This window comes from Streptomyces krungchingensis (genome assembly GCF_054729265.1).
In genome coordinates this window covers 5,628,315-5,644,518 of record NZ_JBPUKY010000001.1, presented here as the reverse complement: position 1 = coordinate 5,644,518, position 16,204 = coordinate 5,628,315, and the positions used below count along the sequence as shown (strand labels likewise).

General features: G+C 73.6%; 18 protein-coding genes. 9 read left to right on the top strand and 9 right to left on the bottom strand.

Annotation, left to right across the window (positions count from 1 at the left end; genetic code table 11):
* The first annotated feature begins 25 nt into the window (after positions 1-25).
* Positions 26-1,234, top strand: coding sequence for an ABC transporter ATP-binding protein (locus ACSYGO_RS24865; RefSeq protein ID WP_460387687.1), 1,209 nt, complete (start codon positions 26-28; stop codon positions 1,232-1,234).
* 83 nt (positions 1,235-1,317) lie between these two features.
* Here the strand turns inward: ACSYGO_RS24865 and ACSYGO_RS24860 are convergent, their stop codons facing one another.
* On the bottom strand, positions 1,318-2,253 hold the full coding sequence (locus ACSYGO_RS24860) for an FkbM family methyltransferase (RefSeq protein WP_432172912.1): 936 nt from the start codon (positions 2,251-2,253) through the stop codon (positions 1,318-1,320).
* 214 nt (positions 2,254-2,467) lie between these two features.
* On the opposite strand from ACSYGO_RS24860, the gene ACSYGO_RS24855 reads away from it, so the two are divergent.
* Together ACSYGO_RS24855 and ACSYGO_RS24850 are read left to right on the top strand one after the other, a co-directional pair.
* Positions 2,468-2,887 (top strand): ATP-binding protein, encoded by a 420-nt coding sequence (locus ACSYGO_RS24855; RefSeq protein ID WP_426676973.1) that lies wholly within the window; start codon positions 2,468-2,470, stop codon positions 2,885-2,887.
* Between the two features lie 109 nt (positions 2,888-2,996).
* Complete coding sequence (locus ACSYGO_RS24850) at positions 2,997-3,827, top strand: hypothetical protein (protein ID WP_426676974.1); 831 nt, start codon at positions 2,997-2,999, stop codon at positions 3,825-3,827.
* A gap of 235 nt (positions 3,828-4,062) precedes the next feature.
* Here ACSYGO_RS24850 and ACSYGO_RS24845 read toward each other — a convergent pair whose 3' ends face one another.
* From ACSYGO_RS24845 to ACSYGO_RS24820, 6 genes are all read right to left on the bottom strand, one after another.
* A complete protein-coding gene (locus ACSYGO_RS24845) occupies positions 4,063-5,901 on the bottom strand; it encodes an alkyl/aryl-sulfatase (RefSeq protein WP_426676975.1) in 1,839 nt (612 codons plus the stop codon).
* A gap of 61 nt (positions 5,902-5,962) precedes the next feature.
* Entirely contained in the window at positions 5,963-6,184 is a 222-nt protein-coding gene (locus ACSYGO_RS24840; RefSeq protein ID WP_095935547.1) for a hypothetical protein, read from the bottom strand.
* A 369-nt stretch (positions 6,185-6,553) separates the two neighbouring features.
* Positions 6,554-7,300 (bottom strand): hypothetical protein, encoded by a 747-nt coding sequence (locus ACSYGO_RS24835; RefSeq protein WP_432186290.1) that lies wholly within the window; start codon positions 7,298-7,300, stop codon positions 6,554-6,556.
* A complete protein-coding gene (locus ACSYGO_RS24830; RefSeq protein WP_359489193.1) occupies positions 7,297-7,848 on the bottom strand; it encodes a SigE family RNA polymerase sigma factor in 552 nt (183 codons plus the stop codon). Before ACSYGO_RS24830 ends, ACSYGO_RS24835 begins: the two co-directional genes overlap by 4 nt.
* Positions 7,849-7,940: 92 nt before the next feature.
* On the bottom strand, positions 7,941-8,549 hold the full coding sequence (locus tag ACSYGO_RS24825; RefSeq protein ID WP_460387683.1) for a hypothetical protein: 609 nt from the start codon (positions 8,547-8,549) through the stop codon (positions 7,941-7,943).
* A 128-nt stretch (positions 8,550-8,677) separates the two neighbouring features.
* Positions 8,678-9,628, bottom strand: a complete 951-nt coding sequence (locus ACSYGO_RS24820) for a L,D-transpeptidase (RefSeq protein WP_432186289.1) — start codon at positions 9,626-9,628, stop codon at positions 8,678-8,680.
* A 111-nt stretch (positions 9,629-9,739) separates the two neighbouring features.
* Here ACSYGO_RS24820 and ACSYGO_RS24815 point away from each other — a divergent pair, with 111 nt between their 5' ends.
* Together ACSYGO_RS24815 and ACSYGO_RS24810 are read left to right on the top strand one after the other, a co-directional pair.
* Complete coding sequence (locus ACSYGO_RS24815) at positions 9,740-10,252, top strand: SigE family RNA polymerase sigma factor (RefSeq protein WP_028799287.1); 513 nt, start codon at positions 9,740-9,742, stop codon at positions 10,250-10,252.
* Positions 10,242-10,949, top strand: coding sequence for a L,D-transpeptidase (locus ACSYGO_RS24810; RefSeq protein WP_460387681.1), 708 nt, complete (start codon positions 10,242-10,244; stop codon positions 10,947-10,949). Before ACSYGO_RS24815 ends, ACSYGO_RS24810 begins: the two co-directional genes overlap by 11 nt.
* Before the next feature lie 132 nt (positions 10,950-11,081).
* Here ACSYGO_RS24810 and ACSYGO_RS24805 read toward each other — a convergent pair whose 3' ends face one another.
* Complete coding sequence (locus ACSYGO_RS24805; protein WP_460387679.1) at positions 11,082-11,900, bottom strand: alpha/beta fold hydrolase; 819 nt, start codon at positions 11,898-11,900, stop codon at positions 11,082-11,084.
* A 340-nt stretch (positions 11,901-12,240) separates the two neighbouring features.
* Here ACSYGO_RS24805 and ACSYGO_RS24800 point away from each other — a divergent pair, with 340 nt between their 5' ends.
* Entirely contained in the window at positions 12,241-12,642 is a 402-nt protein-coding gene (locus ACSYGO_RS24800) for a MarR family winged helix-turn-helix transcriptional regulator (RefSeq protein ID WP_426677216.1), read from the top strand.
* 11 nt (positions 12,643-12,653) lie between these two features.
* Positions 12,654-12,932, top strand: coding sequence for a ribosomal protein L7/L12 (locus ACSYGO_RS24795; protein WP_359489181.1), 279 nt, complete (start codon positions 12,654-12,656; stop codon positions 12,930-12,932).
* Between the two features lie 126 nt (positions 12,933-13,058).
* Here the strand turns inward: ACSYGO_RS24795 and ACSYGO_RS24790 are convergent, their stop codons facing one another.
* A complete protein-coding gene (locus ACSYGO_RS24790; protein WP_426676981.1) occupies positions 13,059-14,402 on the bottom strand; it encodes a helix-turn-helix domain-containing protein in 1,344 nt (447 codons plus the stop codon).
* Between the two features lie 151 nt (positions 14,403-14,553).
* Between ACSYGO_RS24790 and ACSYGO_RS24785 the strand changes: the two genes are divergently transcribed.
* Positions 14,554-14,715 (top strand): hypothetical protein, encoded by a 162-nt coding sequence (locus ACSYGO_RS24785; RefSeq protein ID WP_460387677.1) that lies wholly within the window; start codon positions 14,554-14,556, stop codon positions 14,713-14,715.
* A 244-nt stretch (positions 14,716-14,959) separates the two neighbouring features.
* Positions 14,960-16,204 carry an amidohydrolase gene (locus ACSYGO_RS24780; protein ID WP_460387676.1) on the top strand — a complete coding sequence of 415 codons (1,245 nt, stop codon included), beginning with the start codon at positions 14,960-14,962 and terminating at the stop codon, positions 16,202-16,204.

The window sequence follows — 16,204 nt, the reverse complement described above, 5'->3', positions numbered from 1 at the left end:
GGACCGTACGACGGATGATGGCGCCATGACGGACACACCGCCTGCCGCGGACGACGAGGGCACCGGCCCCGGCAAGGGGTACGACGCCGGCACCGGCAAGGGGTACGGCACCGGCTCCGGCAAGGCGTACGCCCCGGGCTCCGGCTCCGGCTCCGGCTCCGGCTCCGGCCCGGAGTACGCCCCCGGCACCGGCAAGGGCCTCGACGCCCGGCTCGTCGTGCACCGCGGGTCCTTCCACCTCGACGTGGCGCTCACCGCCGCCCCCGGCGACGTCGTCGCGCTCCTCGGGCCGAACGGCGCCGGCAAGACCACGGCACTGCGCGCGCTGGCCGGACTCACCCCGCTGTCCGACGGGGGACGACTGCGGCTCGACGGTGCCGCGCTGGACCGTACGCCGACCGAATCGCGCCCGGTGGGCGTCGTCTTCCAGGACTACCTGCTCTTCCCGCACCTGTCCGCGCTCGACAACGTGGCCTTCGGGCCCCGCTGTCAGGGCGTGCCGAAGGCGGAGGCGCGGGCCCAGGCCGCCGCCTGGCTGGACCGCATGGGCCTGGCCGACCACGCCGGCGCCAAGCCGCGCCGCCTGTCCGGCGGTCAGGCCCAGCGCGTCGCCCTGGCCCGCGCGCTGGCCACCCGCCCACGGCTGCTCCTGCTGGACGAGCCGCTCGCCGCGCTCGACGCCCGTACGCGGCTGGAGGTGCGCGCCCAGCTCCGGCGCCACCTGGCCGACTTCGAGGCCGTCGCCGTCCTGGTCACCCACGACCCGCTGGACGCGATGGTGCTGGCCGACCGGCTCGTCGTCGTCGAGCACGGCCGGGTGGTCCAGGAGGGGACACCGTCCGACATCGCCCGTCATCCGCGCACCGACTACATCGCCGAGCTGGTCGGTCTCAATCTCTACCGCGGGCAGGCCGAGGGCCACACCGTGCGGCTCGACGCGGGCCCGGAGATCACCACGACCGAGGACCTCGGCGGACCGGTGTTCGTGGCGTTCCCGCCGAGCGCCGTCACCCTGCACCGCGACCGCCCCACCGGCTCCAGCGCCCGCAATCTGTGGCAGTGCCGTGTCGGCGGGCTGGAGACGCACGGCGACCAGATCCGCGCGGACCTCACCGGCGAACTCCCGCTCGCCGCCGACCTGACGACGGTCGCCGCCGCGGAACTCGACCTCCGCCCCGGTGCGCCGGTCTGGGCGACGGTGAAGGCCGCGCAGACGCACGCGTATCCGGCGTAGTCACCGGGACACGCCCCGGACGCAGGAGTCGACCGTCCTCACCCATGCAGGGCGCCAGAGGGTTTCGTTCGGATCAGGTCGGATCAGGCCGCGGCGTCCGGTACCGCCGCCGCGCGCACCATCACGCAGTCGAACTCCACCACGCGCCCGGTGGCCGCCTCCCGGGACACCGGGTACATGCCGGTGATCTCGAAGCCGCTGCCCTCGTACACGGCGATCGCCTCGCCCATGCGCGGACTGCCCTCGTACAGCCGCAGCGTCGCGACCTCGGACTGCATCCCGACGAACTCGCCGGCACGGTCGCCCGCGCCCGCGAACACCTCCAGGTCGTACCCCTGGGTGTCCATCTTCAGATAGGGACGGGGGTCGCCGAGTCCCGCGAGCGCCTTGTCCATCATGCCGTCGAGACGACGGATCTCGATCTCCTCGGTACGGGTCCTCGCGAACCGCTTGTAGCGGTCCTTGCCGTAATCGCTGGGCGGGAGGAGGGAGTTCATCGTGTTCCAGCCGACATGGATGGACCGGGTGGCGTCCTCGCGCCCCAGGCCGACCTGGTACACCCACCAGTCGGGGTCCTCCTCGGCGGCCTCGCTCAGCTTGGCGAAGGCCTCCGCCGTCGGTTCGAAGGAGACGATCCGGCCGGTGTAGCCGAGGCGGCGCAACTGCCGTCCGTACTGGCCCGCGTTGGCGCCCACGTCGAAGACGCAGTTCACCTCGTAGCGGTCGAGGAGCGCGGTGACGTGCTGGCCGCACAGGTAGGACGCGGCCGCCAGCTGGAACCGGCGCTCGTCGGCCGCCGCCCGCGTCTCGTCGAGGACGAGGCGCGCCCCGCTGTCGCCGAGCGGCACGCTCTTCCACCCCTCGGCCCTGCCGCGCAGCACCAGATCGGCTCCCCGGCCCATCGGCACGCGGGTGCGTTCACCGCGCCGGTACAGCACCGCGGCGCCCGAACCGAGATCCAGCACCCGCACCCCTATCCGGGGGAGCAGACCTAGCAGCTTTCTCTGAAGGGTCGGCATGCGCCACACCTTTCCAGACATGCGCGACTCATACCGGTGGTTCGCCGAGGAGGCACTTGGCGGGTTTGTGACGTACGACGCCGGTTGCGGATCTCCGGGGATGGGCATCACCCGGAGGCAGGACCGGCCGCGCACCGTGTCGCGCGGGTCCCGGCCGGCGGGGATGGAGCCGCCGGGTGCTCGTCGTCCTGGGAGGGGAAGAGAGGTGTCCGTCATGCGTGCGCACCAGCGCACCGTCCGACCGACCGCCCGCGTGGAGTACGCACTGCCGCGTGCGGCCGTCTCGGCGGGCAGGGCCCGCAGGCTGACGTCGGCGTTCCTCACCGTGCCCCGGCCACCGATGGCGCCGCCGACCGCCGACCAGGTCGACGACGCCACGCTCATCGCCTCGGAGCTCGTCGCCAACGCCGTACGGCACGGCCGCACCGGCTGCCGGCTGCGTCTGCAGCTGGGCTACGGGCACGTGACCGTCGAGGTCCACGACGACAGCCCCGGCCGGCCGCGCGTCGGCGTGCTCGACACCGAGTCGGAGAGCGGGCGCGGGCTCGCCATGGTCCAGCAGCTCGCCCACAGCCTGGAGGTCGTCAGCACCGGCTTCGGCGGCAAGACGGTCAGGGCCGTACTCGCGGTCTGACCGCGGCCGCTCCGGCGGCTCACCCGGACGGCCCGGTGCGCTGGTGGGAGTGCCTGGCCGGTGGTGGCGTGGAGGGGACACACACCGCGTCCTCCGGAGGCCTCCCGCCATGAACCGTCCGACCCGTCGCACCGCCTCCGCCCGCCACCGCTCCTCCCGCGTCCTCGGCTCCGCCCTGGCAGCGGGCCTGCTGCTGGCGACCGCCGCGTGTTCGAGCGACGACTCCGGCGGCACGGGCGCCTCCGCCTCCCCGAGCGGCAAGGAGTCTCCGGGCGCCTCGCCCTCCGCGCGCACGCTCAGCCAGTCGGAGGCACAGGCCGCTCTGATCACCAACAGCGACCTGGGGTCGCAGTGGACCACGTCGAAGGGCGCCGCGGCCTGGCGGGACACGCTGCTCAAGAGCAAGGTCGACCAGCAGTCGTTCGTCACGAACAAGGGCAACGCCGCCGACTGCCAGAAGCTGCTCGACGGCCTGTACGCGGAGAACCTGCTCGGCGCTCCGACGGGCGCCCACGCGAACACCGGCTTCGACGACAGCGACAACGACGGGCAGATGCGCTACCAGGTGGCCTCCTACGGGCAGTCGGAGGTGGACGCGAACCTGAAGTGGCTGGGCACCCTGCCGGACAAGTGCGACCAGTTCACGGCGGTCGACGCCAAGGGCGGCAAGCAGACCGTCCAGGTCATCGAGATGTCCCTGCCCGGTGTCGCCGACGCCCGTCAGGGCCTCCAGATCACGATGAACGGCTCGATGGAGGGCGAACCGACCACCCTGACCCTGGACTACGCCGCCGTCCGCGTCGGCGACAGCGCGCTGTCCCTGACCAACGGCGGCCTCCAGGGCGCCGAGAGCAACTCCACGACCCAGGCCGTCCAGGCGGGCGCGTCCCGCCTGAGCGACGTCCTCGCCGGCAAGTCCCCCGCCCCCACCCAGGGCTGACACCGCCCCGCACGAGGACGTGGGGCCGGCCCGATCCCCCGATCGGGCCGGCCCCACGACGGCCGCCGCACGGCCGCGTCCGCGCCGGACTACCGCTGTTGCAGCGCATCCGGCGCCAGCGCCGACCGGGGCACCTCGGATCGCCCTCTCACGGCAGGAAGTCGGCCCGTCAGGGGAGTCAGGGGGAACCGCCCGCGTCCAGGGGTGTGTTCGGGCCGTGTCCGAGGGCCGGTTCCTACGGTGTGACGATCGGGAAGGCCCTGTCGGGGTCCGAGGTGTAGGAGAGCAGGCGGGTCAGGAGCTCCGGGTCGCCGTCCGTCTCGATGCCCGCCAGGCCCTCGCCCGCGAGGACGCCGATCAGTTCGGGGCGGGTGAGGATCAGGGTGAGGCCGGCGTGCGGTTTCGGGGTGTGGTGGACCGGCATGTCACGGTGCGTCAGGGCGCCGTGGTGCAGGTTGACCCGGTGGCGGCGCTGCTCGTCGATGACGACGAGGTCGAGGGTCATGTGGTCGTTCCAGGCCCGTGGGCCGTCGATGCGGACGGCGAGCGAGTCGAGGAGCATGCTCACGGTCAGCGCGGACGCCATCTCGGTGCCCGAGGTGTCGACCTCGTTGGCGGCCGGGCCCTCCCGCAGCTCCAGGGCGCCCGTCAGGTAGATGTTGCGCCAGGGCCCGTTCTCGGCGCCGTGCCCGAGGCGCTCGTAGACGGTGGCGAGCTCCTCCTTGGCGGCCGTGTTCTCCGGGTCGGCGAAGACGGCATGGAGCAGCAGGGTGGCGGCGAAGCGCAGGTCGCCCGCTTCGGCGTACGTACGGGCCTTGGCCAGCGTCTGCTCCGGGCCGCCCGCCACGTCGACGTAGCGCCGGGCGAGTTCGACGGGCGGGTGCTCCCACAGGTGGGCGGGGTTGCCGTCGTACCAGCCCATGTAGCGCTGGTAGACGGCTTTGACGTTGTGGCTGACGGAGCCGTAGTAGCCGCGGGCGTGCCAGGCGGTCTCCAGGGCGGGCGGCAGGCGCAGTTCCTCGGCGATCTCGGTGCCGGTGAGGCCTTCGTTGAGGAGGCGGAGCGTCTGGTCGTGCAGGTAGGCGTACAGGTCGCGCTGCTCGCCGAGGAACCTGACGACGTTGTCCCGTCCCCAGGTCGGCCAGTGGTGGGAGGCGAAGCCGACGTCGTAGGTGTCGCCGAAGACGTCGATCGCCTCGTCGAGGTAGCGGGCCCAGACGCGGGCGTCGCGGACCGGGGCGCCGCGCAGGGTGACCACGTTGTGCAGGGTGTGGCAGGCGTTCTCGGCCATGCACAGGGCGCGCTGCTCGGACAGCAGGAAGTTCATCTCGGCGGGCGCCTCGGTGCCGGGCGTCGGCTGGAAGACGATCCGTACGCCGTCGACGACCTCGGTCTGGCCGGTGCGGGTGATGTCCACGGTCGGCGCGACCAGGCCGACGGTGCCGGTGGAGGTGGTGGTGCCGAGGCCGGTACCGATCTGTCCCCGCGGTCCCGTCGGCAGCCACGACCCGTACACGAAGGTGGCGCGCCGCAGCATCGCGTTGCCGGCGTAGACGTTCTCGCTGACCGCGTGCTCCAGGAAGTGCTCGGGGGCGAGCACGGGCACCCCGTCCTCGGTGCCGTGCGGCAGCACCCCGCGGGCGCCTCCGAAGTGGTCGACGTGCGAGTGGGTGTAGATCAGTCCCGTGACGGGCCGCTGCCCGCGGTGCTCCCGGTACAGCGCCAGGGCCGCCGCGGCGCACTCGGCGGAGATCAGCGGGTCGACGACGATCACGCCCCGGCTGCCCTCGACGAGGGTCATGTTCGACAGGTCGAGGCCGCGGACCTGGTAGACGCCCTCGGTCACCTCGTACAGGCCCTGCCGGGCGCACAGCCGGGCCTGCCGCCACAGGCTGGGGTGCGCCGTGTCCGGGCAGTCGTCCTCCAGGAACGCGTAGGCGTCCGCGTCGTGCACGACCCCGCCGTCGGCGTCCCGCACGACGCCCGGCACGAGCGCCGCGATGAATCCCCGGTCGGCGTTCTCGAAGTCGGTGAGGTCGTCGAAGGGCAGATCGTCACGCGCCGGGGCAGTCATGCGTCCAGCGTGGGTCCCGGCCTGGTGGGCGGCTAGCGGTGTGGGCCGTTCGTGGGGCGGGTCAGAGCCGGTCCATCCGGCCGTACGGGCTGAGGACGCGAACCCGCTGGGCACCGAAGTCGACGAGCATCGCGATGCCCTCTTCGGCGCCGACGATCGTGCCCAGGCCGTACTGGTCGTGGGAGACGCGGTCTCCGAGGCTGAATTCCTTGGCCACGGGGACGACCGGGGCGGCGAAGGGGCTGGTGGGCAGGTGGCGCCTGGGCGCGGAGGATTTCGTCATCGTGCTTCCAGTATGGCCGTGCCGCACGGCGACGGAAGAGCCGTGAAGGTCTCGATCGCGCGAACCTTCCGGTCACGGCACCGGGCCACGGCCCCCCGCCGGGGCGGCCGGCACGGGGGTGCGGGCCACCCCCGGGGACGACTGTTCCAGCAGGTCACGCACCTGTGTGGTGCCGCGTACGGCGAGGTCGCCGGCCCCGGCGGGCAACCGGGCCGTACGGGGCGCGTGCCCGTGGCGGGAGAGGCCCCGGGCGATGGGCGCGGCCGGCGTCGTACCTGGTCCGCCCCGGGGTGCGGGTCCCGGCGCCGCCGGTGAAGGCGGCCGGGAGAACGCCGGAGGCGGCGGCCGTGCGCCTGGTGTCCGGGGCGCTCACGGGGTGAAGTCCTGGGTCGCGACGACCCGGCCCGCCGAGTCGTGGACCGTGACCCGCTCGGTGACCCCGGTCATGGTGCCGTCGGGCGTGGCGGACTTCGGTACCTTCACCCGCGCGTACCAGACGCCCCAGCCGGGCTTGCCCGCGAGGACGAGGGCGGTGCCGTCGACGTCGCCCGCGGACGTGGTGACCGTGACGCGGGCCGGTTCTCCCGGGCCGTGGAAGATGCCGGAGAGGAAGTAGCCGTCGCCCTGTCCCGACTCCTGGAGGCTGATGCCGGGGTCGCTCAGGTCGAGGTTGCCGTCACTGACGCTGCGGAACTGGGGACCGGGCGCGTCCGGTTCCGTCCAGTGCTTGCCGTCCTCGGTGAGCCAGATCTTGGTGCCGGGCGCGACCGTCACGCGCTCGCCGGGCGCCACCACGCGCACCTTCCCGGCGGGCGCCGAGGGCGAGGGGCTCGCCGTGCCGGCCGTCGGGGAGGGCGGGCGCACGCTGCTGCTGGGACCGGCCGGCTCGCCGGCCGCACCCGTGTGGAGGACCACCACGGCCAGCGGAACCAGCAGCACACCGCAGGCCGCCGCGAGCACGGCGGTCCCCCGCCGCCGTCTGCGCCGCCGGCCCTCGCGTTCGATGGCGGCCAGCGGAACCATGGAAGGGGTGACGTCGTAGGCGGCTTCGGCGAACACCTCGCGCAGCCGCTCGGCCTCGGCCGGCGGGGGCGGTGAACGGAACGGGTGGTTCATGGGCGGGCTCCGGAAACGGGGTGTCGGCCGTCGAACAGGGGGTGGGCCCGCAGGGCCTCCAGGCCACGCCGGGCATGGGTCTTGACGGTGCCGACCGAGCAGCCGAGGAGCTGGGCCGTCTCGGCCTCGCCGAGGTCCTCCCAGTAGCGCAGCACCATCACGGCGCGCTGCCGCGCCGACAGGGCCGCGAGCGCCTCGTCCAGGGCCGCTCGCTGGGCGACGGCCTCCGCGTGGCCGGGCTCGCTCTCGTCCACCCGCTCGGGCAGGAACGGCATCAGCAGCTGCACGACACGTCTCTTGCGCACCCGGCTGAGGTTGTTGTTGACCAGTGAGCGGCGCACGTAGAAGTCGACGTCGTCGCGGGGGATGCGCCGCCAGCGCGCGTACACCTTGGCCAGCGTGGTCTGGACGAGATCCTCGGCCTCGTGAAAGTCGCCGGTGAGCATGTGCGCGGTGCGGACCAGGCGGGGCCAGGCCGCGGTCGCGTACGCGGCGAAGTCGCCGTCGTCGGCGGAGTCCTGGGAGGCGTCGGTGGGGGTGAGCGGCACGGCCGGCGGTCCCTCGGTGTCGGGTAGGTGGAGGTGGAGGCGGTGCGGGGGAGCCGAGACCTGAACAACCCGGCTCTCCCGCACCACCGGGCTCACTTCAGCTGGGCGTAGATCCGGCCCTTGGTGTCGCGGACGGTGACGTTGCCGAGGAAGTCGGGGTCGCCCTTGCCGTCGGCCGGGGTCCGGGCGGTGGCGTACCAGACGCCCCAGCCGGGCTTGCCCGCGAGCTCCAGCAGCTTGCCGTGCACGGTGCCGGCCTTGGTCTCGACGGTGACGCGGGACGCGGTGCCCTTGCCGCCGTAGTAGAGACCGGAGAGGAAGTAGCGGCCCTCGGCATCGCCTTCGGCCTGCATCGACACACCCGGCCGGGTCAGGTCGACGTTGCCGTCGACGACACTGCGGAACTGCGGCTCGGGGTCGCCGGCCGTCGTCCAGTGCTTGCCCTCCGCCGTGAGCCAGATCTCCGCGCCGCCGTCCACGGCGACGTGCTCGCCGGGGGCGACGATCCGGGCGGTGGGCACCTTCCTGGCGGCGGCCTCGGCGACCGGCCGGACGGCGGTGGCGCGTTCGGTCCGCGCCGCGGAGTGGGTGGAGGTGCCGGACGCCGCCTTCCCCTGCGAGACGGCGTACGACACCGTGGGCGCCCCGACCAGCGCGACGGCCACGGCGGTCGCGGCCAGGTACTTCTGCATCCGTGTCATGGACGGACTCTCCTTGCGATATGAGGAACGTGCGGCGGTGAAACGGTGCGGAGGGCGCCTCTCCACTCCTCCAAACTCCGTCGGCCCGTACGCCGGATGACACCCGGCGGGAAATTTCCCGCGCGTTCTCAGGACAGCGCGCTGCCCGCCTTCCACTGCTCCCAGCCGAGGTTCCAGTCGCCGTAGCCGTTGCCCACGGCCACCGTGTCCTTGGAGCCGACGACCTTGACGACGTCGCCGGGGATGACCTCGTCGTAGAACCTCTTCGCGGTGCCGTCGGTGGCGAGTCCGACGCAGCCGTGGGTGACGTTCTGGTGCCCGGCGTAGGTGTTGGCCTTCGGGTTCTGGTGGAGATAGGTGCCCGAGGCGGTGAGGTGCACGGCGTAGTAGTAGTAACCCGCGTACGCGTCGCCGTAGCCGACGGTCTGCGAGTTCATGAAGACCTTCGTCGCCTTGTCGGAGACGACCATGGTGCCGTTCCAGGTCTCCATGCCCGGTGCGCCCGCCGTGACGGGAACCTTTCGCGTCGTACCGGCCTTCTCAACCGTCATGGAGTGTGTGCGGACATCGACCGTGGCGACGAGGGAGCGGCCCACCGTGAAATGCCGAGTGATCCCGGCGCCGGCCCGGACGGTGACCTCCGTGCCGGGCTTCCAGTACGCGCGCGGCCGGAAGTCGACGCGCTGCCCGTCGAGCAGATTGCGGTCCTTGACCCAGCTCCACGACCCCTCGACGTCGGCGGTGACCTTCAACTGCCGTTCCACGTCAGCCCGTTCGGCGGTCGGTACGGCGCGGTCGAAGGTCACCGATATGGGCATGCCGACACCGACGGTCTGCCTGTCGGCGATGTTGACGTGCGCGCCCGGCAGCGACTTCAGCGGCTTCGGCGTGGCCTTGTGCCCCTTCTGCCGCTCCGGGTTGACGGTCGTGGTGGCCTCCGGCGCGGCGCCCGTCCCCGTGCCTCCGCTCCCGTCGGCCACGGCCCGCCCCGAGCAGCCGGCCAGCGCGAGCGCGCACACGGCCAGCGCCGCCGCCCCCCAGGCGCGGCCCGGCCGGCGCCCCCTGACTCCGGTGGTCATCGTGATCCCCCTGTGGTGTGTTTCGATGTGCCACGTACGGGACCTGTACGCACGGCAGGGACGGCCGGGTTGCATCGGGCCGCGGAAATTCCGGAAACTCCGGCGGGGGGCATGACCGAGGAAGAGTTCGACGCGTTCTACGCGACCGCGTTCCCCCGGCTGACCGGCCAGCTCTACGCGTTCACCGGGGACCACGGTGAGGCGCAGGACGTCGTCCAGGAGGCGTTCGTCCGCGCCTGGGACCGGCGGCGGGAGTTCCTCGCCGACGGGGCGCCCGAGGCGTGGATACGGACGGTGGCGATGCGGCTCGCGGTGAGCCGCTGGCGCCGGGCGCGCCGCTGGCTCGAACTCGTGCGGCGCACTCCGCCGCCCGAGCACACCCCGGGACCCGATCCGGAGCGCACCGCTCTGGTCGCCGCGCTGCGCACCCTGCCGGAGGCGCAGCGGATGGCCCTGGTCCTGCACCATCTGTGCGACATGAGTGTGGAGCAGGTAGCCTCCGAAACCGGGGCTCCCGTGGGCACGGTCAAGGCCCGTCTGTCCCGCGGCCGGGCGGCACTGGCCCAGGTGCTCTCGGCGGACTCGACGGACGAGGAGGAGAGGGAGGACGACCGTGTCCGATGAACTCACCTCGAACCTGCGCGAGTTGGCCGCCGAGGGCGAGACCCTCCCGGTGCTGACGGGCGCGGAGATCCGTGGCCGGGCGGTACGCCGCCGACGCCGCCGGCGTACGGTCGTGGCGACCGCCTGCGTCTCCGCCGCGGCGGCGCTCGCCCTGCTCGTCGCGGTCGACCTGGGCGGCGGCACGGACCAGCGGCCCGCCCCCGCCGCGAGCCCCACCGGCACCCCCAGCCTCCCGGCGGCGCCCGACGCCACGGTCGACCTGTCCCGGCGGCAGATCGAGGTCGCGGGCCGCGTCCTGCCGGTCACCTCCGGCACCGAGTTCCGGCCCACGGCGACGGGCCGGATGACGGTCACCGCCAAGAGCGCGGCCAAGGTGATGCCCGGCACCACGGTCGGCCTCGAGTCGGACTACGACCTCAAGCTGTCCTGGGTGATCGAGCTGTCCTCCTCGGGTGGCTCGGCGAACTACATCGCCGCCATCGCCTACGACGAGAAGGCGCCCGGCAACTACGACCGCACGACGGGCTGGATCGGCCTGCGCTCGACCGACGCGGCGTGGCTGTACAAGCAGGTGAAGCTGGGTGCGGTGATCGACATCAAGGGGTCGGCTCCCAGGTCCACCGCCGACGGGTCCACGGCAGGTCAGGACGCGAACGCGGGCACGGGAACGGGAACGGGCGCCGGCTCGGGCGGTTAGGCCCTCGGGGCGGCGGGCGGCGGGCGGCCGCGGTCCGGGCTGCCGGCGGGCCGATGGCCGCCGGGCGGTCGGAGGCCGCGCGGGCGGTCGGAGGCCGCGCGGGCGGCTGGTGACGGAAGCCGTGAGGCGGCGCTAGTCGGTCTTCGCGCGGTCGCCGGAAAGGGCGTCGAGATACGCGTCCAGCGCGGCGAACGTGGCGGCGGGCCGTTCGAGGTGCGGCAGGTGCCCGGCTTCGGGCACGGCCTCGAACCGCGCGTGGGGAAGGGCCGCGGCGAGGGCCCGCCCGTAGGCGGGCGTGACGATGCGGTCGCTCTCGCCCCACAGCACCAGGGCCGGGGTCCGCACCCGGCCGAGCCGGTTCAGCAGCTTCGGGTCGTGCATGTACGGGTCACCGGCCAGCAACCGCACGGTCTCCATGTCGGCCCGCCGGGCCGCGATCCGCTCGGCGGTGAGCGTGGCGGGGTCGACGGCCTGGCGTGTGGGGTCGTGGAACGCGTACGCGGCGAGCTCGCCCGGGGTGAGGGCGAAGATGTCGCGGACCGGCTCCCCCGGGACGGCCACGCCGACGGAGTTGATCAGGACCAGGGAGCCGATGACCTCGCCGTCGTCGCGGAAGGCCATCTCGGCGGCCGCCCAGCCGCCGATCGAGGACCCGACGACCAGCACGTCACGGTGCCCCTCGTCGCGGAGCCAGTGCAGATGGGCGAGGGCCAGGTCGTCGACTCCGGTGAACCAGTCGGGGCGTTCGGTTCCGTCCCAGCCGGGGTGGGTCGGCAGGAAGACCCGCATGTGCCGCTCAGTGGCCAGGTGCGCGGCGACGGCCGCGACGGTGGCGGGCCCGCTCCCGCCGTGCAGGACGAGCGCGACGCGGCCGTCGCGGGGGCCGGTCTCGGTGAGGGTGAGCGGGAGGTCGGGGCGCGGGAACACGGTCCGTGTCGTGGTGTCAGCCATACACCACAAGGTATCTACGCATGCTTATATAAGCAACCGTATTCGCTGCACTAGAATGCCGGACATGACCGCGCAGCCAGACGCATCCGCCGGCCGCACCGGCGGTCCCGCAGACCCGACGGACGCCCCGGAACCGGCGCAGACCTCAGGACCGACGCACACCTCAGGACCGACGGACACCTCAGGACCGACGGACACCCCTGGAGCGACGGACGCCTCGAGCCGGACGGACGCCCCGGATCCGTCGGACGCCCCGGTGACGTCCGACGCTCTCGGCGCGTCCGACGCCCCCGGCCCGGGGGGCGTCTCCGGCCCGGCGGGCGACGGCGGCCTCGAAGAGCTGGGCCGCGCGGTGAAGGAGGCGCAGTACCGACACCACCGCGCCCTGGACACCCGCCTCGCCGCGGCCGGCACGACCCTCGCCCAGTGGGACGCCCTGCGGGCGATCGCCCGTGCGCCCGGCGCCTCCGCGCACGAACTGGCCGTCGCCACCTTCCAGGGCGACCAGTCCTTCGGCACCTTGGCGAGCCGGCTCGCCGCGCAGGGCCTCGTCGAGCGCCGCCCCGGACGCGGCCGGCGCATCGAGCACCGCCTCACCGCGGACGGCGAGCGCGTCCTCGCCGCCGGGCGCACGATCACGCTGGACGTCCTCACCGCCTCCTTCGCCCCTCTCGACCAGGACGAACGGGCCACGCTGCTGGACCTGTTGCGCCGCGTCGGCCTGCGGGGCGACGGGTCCTAGGATCGGTGCCCATGGAAATAACGGGTCTCTTCGTCCTGGCCGCACTGATGATCGCGAGCTTCGCCGGACTGGAAAGCAAGCTGGGCCGCACCGACCGCAGAATCGCCCGCGTCGAGCGCAAGCTCGACCTGATCCTCGACCACCTCGGCCTGCACGCCGGTGATCCGGAGCTGCCGCAGGTCACCGCGCTGCTGCGGGAGGGCAAGAAGATCCAGGCCATCAAGGCCTACCGCGAGGCCACGGGCGCCGACCTCAAGGAGGCCAAGGACGCGGTCGAACGCATGGGGTGACCGGCCCGCCGGCCGGAGCGGCCCCGCTCTCCGGGTGCGCCCGCCCGAGCCGGGTCCCGGGCGCGCCCGCCCCGCGCGGTCCCGCTCCGAGAGCGCCTGCCCGGCGCGTGAGCCGTCGGCGGGAGGTCAGAGCGGGGGCTGCGCCGGGGCCGGGCCCAGGGTCGTCGTGCCCGGCGCGGTGCGATGGCCGAGGCCGGTGCGGTACGCGTCGAGCGCCGCCTCGATGCGGCCCGTGCGGCGCAGCAGGTCGCCGAGGAGCCGGCACAGGTCGGCCAGGTCCCCCGCCGCCCCGGCCCGCTCCAGCAGGCTCATCGCGCGCACATAGTGCTCCTCGGCCGCCTCGGTCTCCCGGGCGTCCTCCGCGATGATGCCGAGGAGCCGGTGGGCGGCGGCCGAGTGGATGGCTCCGCGCTCGGGACTGAGGTCGCCGAGCACCTCCCGCAGCAGGGCGGCGGCCTCCTCCGACTTGCCGCGCCGGTGCAGTACGTCGGCGAGCTCGACGGCGACCTGACTGGTGTAGAGGGCGGCCCGCTTGGCGGAGAGCATCGCCTGCGCCTCACGCAACTCGGCCTCGGCGCGCTCCAGTTCGCCGTTCTGCGCGTACAGGTACCCGCGCATCCAGTGACAGTTGGCCAGTTCGGTGCGGATCTGGAGCTGGCGGTAGAGCTCGGCCGCCTTGGCGAGGGACACGTCGGCCTCGGCGATGCGCCCTTCGGCGATCATCGTGCGGGCCACCGAGCGGTGCATCCGCGCCACCAGCGCCGGATCGCCGACCTGCGGCGCGAGGGCCAGCGCGAACTCGGCGGCCTGGGCGGCCCGGGCGTGCGCGCCCATGTCCATGTAGGGCGCGATGACGCCCGTGTAGAGCAGGAGCAGCGCGTCGGGGTCGTGCAGTCCGGTGCGGTTGAGCTCGTCGAGCGTGGACTCGAACAGGTAGCAGGCGTAGCGGAGTTCGCCCGCCAGGTAGTGGGAGACGGCCCGCCCGCGCACGGCGGGCACACGCTGCGGCAGCGGCGCGTCGCCCGTGCGGCGCTCGGACTCCTCGAAGCGCTCCCTTGCGGTGGCCAGATCGCCGGTCTCCAGGGCGCATTCGCCGAGGCCGAGCAGCGCGGCGGCCTGCTCGGCGGTGAGCCCGTGCGCGTCCGCCTCCGCGAGGAGCAGGGCGTACTGCTCCGCCGCGACCTCGGCCTCTCCGGTGGCGAGCGTGCGCTGCGCGTCGGTCAGCCGCAGCCGCAGATCCGTGGCGAGATGGGCGGGCCGCCCGGTCGTGAGCTCCTCGTAGGCAATGCCGAGCCGCTCGGCGATGTGCCGCAGCGCGGGTTCGGAGGCCCGCACCCGGCCTGCCTCCAGGGTGGAGATGTAGGCGGGCGTGTACGCGGGCTCCGCCAGCTGTTTCTGCGTCAGACCGCGCTCCGTACGCAGCTGTTGCACCCTGCGCCCGATGATCTCCGGGTCGTCGCGCTCCGCCATGGATTAAGCATGCCATTAAGTCGACTTACATTCGGGCGACTCCTGACTATTGTCCAACCTCCTGGCGGCTCTTGCTCTTTGACGCCCACAGCCCCTACGTTAAGCGACGGATTAAGCCTGCTTAATAAGCTGCTGTTGTTGCGAGGTCGCCGTGCTCCGACGTCTTTTCGCGCGCTACTCCAGAGGGTTCGGTGCGGCCGTCGTCGCCGTGGCCGCACTGGTCACGGCCGCGAACGCGGGCCCGGCGCGGGCGGCGGAACCGCCCCGCTCCACCCAGCACGTGCCGTCGACGGTGACACAGACCGGGCGCTGAGGTCCGGCCGGGTCCCGCCCCCCCTTGGGAACCCGGTCCGCCCAGGTGCCCGCCGCCCTGGGGCGGCACGTACGGCGGCCGTCGACGGAACTCCCCCTTCCGCCGGCGGCCGCCGGACGACCACCGCACCGCCCAGGTGACCGCCGCTCTCCCGCCGGTGACCGTCCGGCGACCGCCGCTCCGCCCCGGCCCGCTCTTGACGCACCGCCCTCGCACGTCCGCCCTCCGTGGCTACGCTGATCCCGTGACCTCTCCCGCCGCCCGCACCGCGCTGGACCTCACCGCCGACCTCCCGGTCCCGGACCTGGAGGACTTCTACCGGGACCTGCACCGCCATCCGGAACTGTCCCTGCGCGAGCACCGCACCGCGGACCGGCTCACCGGGCGGCTGCGCCGGGCCGGGTACGAGACCCACGACGGTGTCGGCGGCACGGGAGTCGTCGGTGTGCTGCGCAACGGCGAGGGCCCCACGGTCCTGCTCCGCGCCGACATGGACGCGCTCCCCGTCGCCGAGGAGACCGGCCTGCCGTACGCCTCGGCGACGGCCGGGGTCATGCACGCCTGCGGTCACGACCTGCACGTCACCTGGCTGGCCGGCGCCGCCGCCGCGCTCGCGGCCGGACGCGACACCTGGAGCGGCACGCTGGTGCTGGTCGGACAGCCCGCCGAGGAGACCGGGGAGGGCGCGGCCCGGATGCTCGCGGACGGCCTCTACGAGCGTGTGCCGCGACCGGACGTCCTGCTCGCCCAGCACGTCGCGCCGGGCCCCGCCGGCCTGTACGCGCACTCGCCGGGCCTGATCATGTCCGCCTCCACCGACATCGACATCGTGGTGCACGGGGTCGGCGGCCACGGCTCGCGCCCCGAGGCGACCGTCGACCCCGTGGTGACGGCGGCGTACCTCGTGACCCGGCTCCAGACCGTCGTGAGCCGGGAGGTCGCGGCGCGCGAGTCCGCGGTCCTGACGGTCGGGCGGATCGAGGCGGGCACCCGGCACAACATCATTCCGTCCGAGGCACGTCTGTCCCTCAACCTGCGCACCCAGTCGCAGGAGGTCCGCGAGCGGATGATCGCCGCCGTGCGCCGCGTCGCGCGGGGCGAGTGCGCGGCGGCGGGCTGCCCGCGCGAACCCGACGTCACCGTCGGCAGCAGCTTCCCGGTGACCGTCAACGACCCCGACACGGACCGCCGCGTCGCCGCCGTGCACGCCGAGGTCTTCGGCGCGGGGACGGTCCTCGACCCCGGGCCGGCGATGGGCAGCGAGGACTTCGACCGGCTCGCGGTGGGCGAACTCCCGTACTCCTACTGGTTCGTGACGAGCACCCCGGCCGACGTGTGGGACGCGGCTCCGGGCGGCGGCGACCTGATGGACCGGCTCGCCGCCGTGCCCGGCAACCACAGCCCGTTGTTCGCCCCCGACCTGTCGGTGGTCGCGCCGGGCGTGCGGACGCTGGTGTCGGGGGCGCTGGCGTCGCTGTCCGTCGCCTGA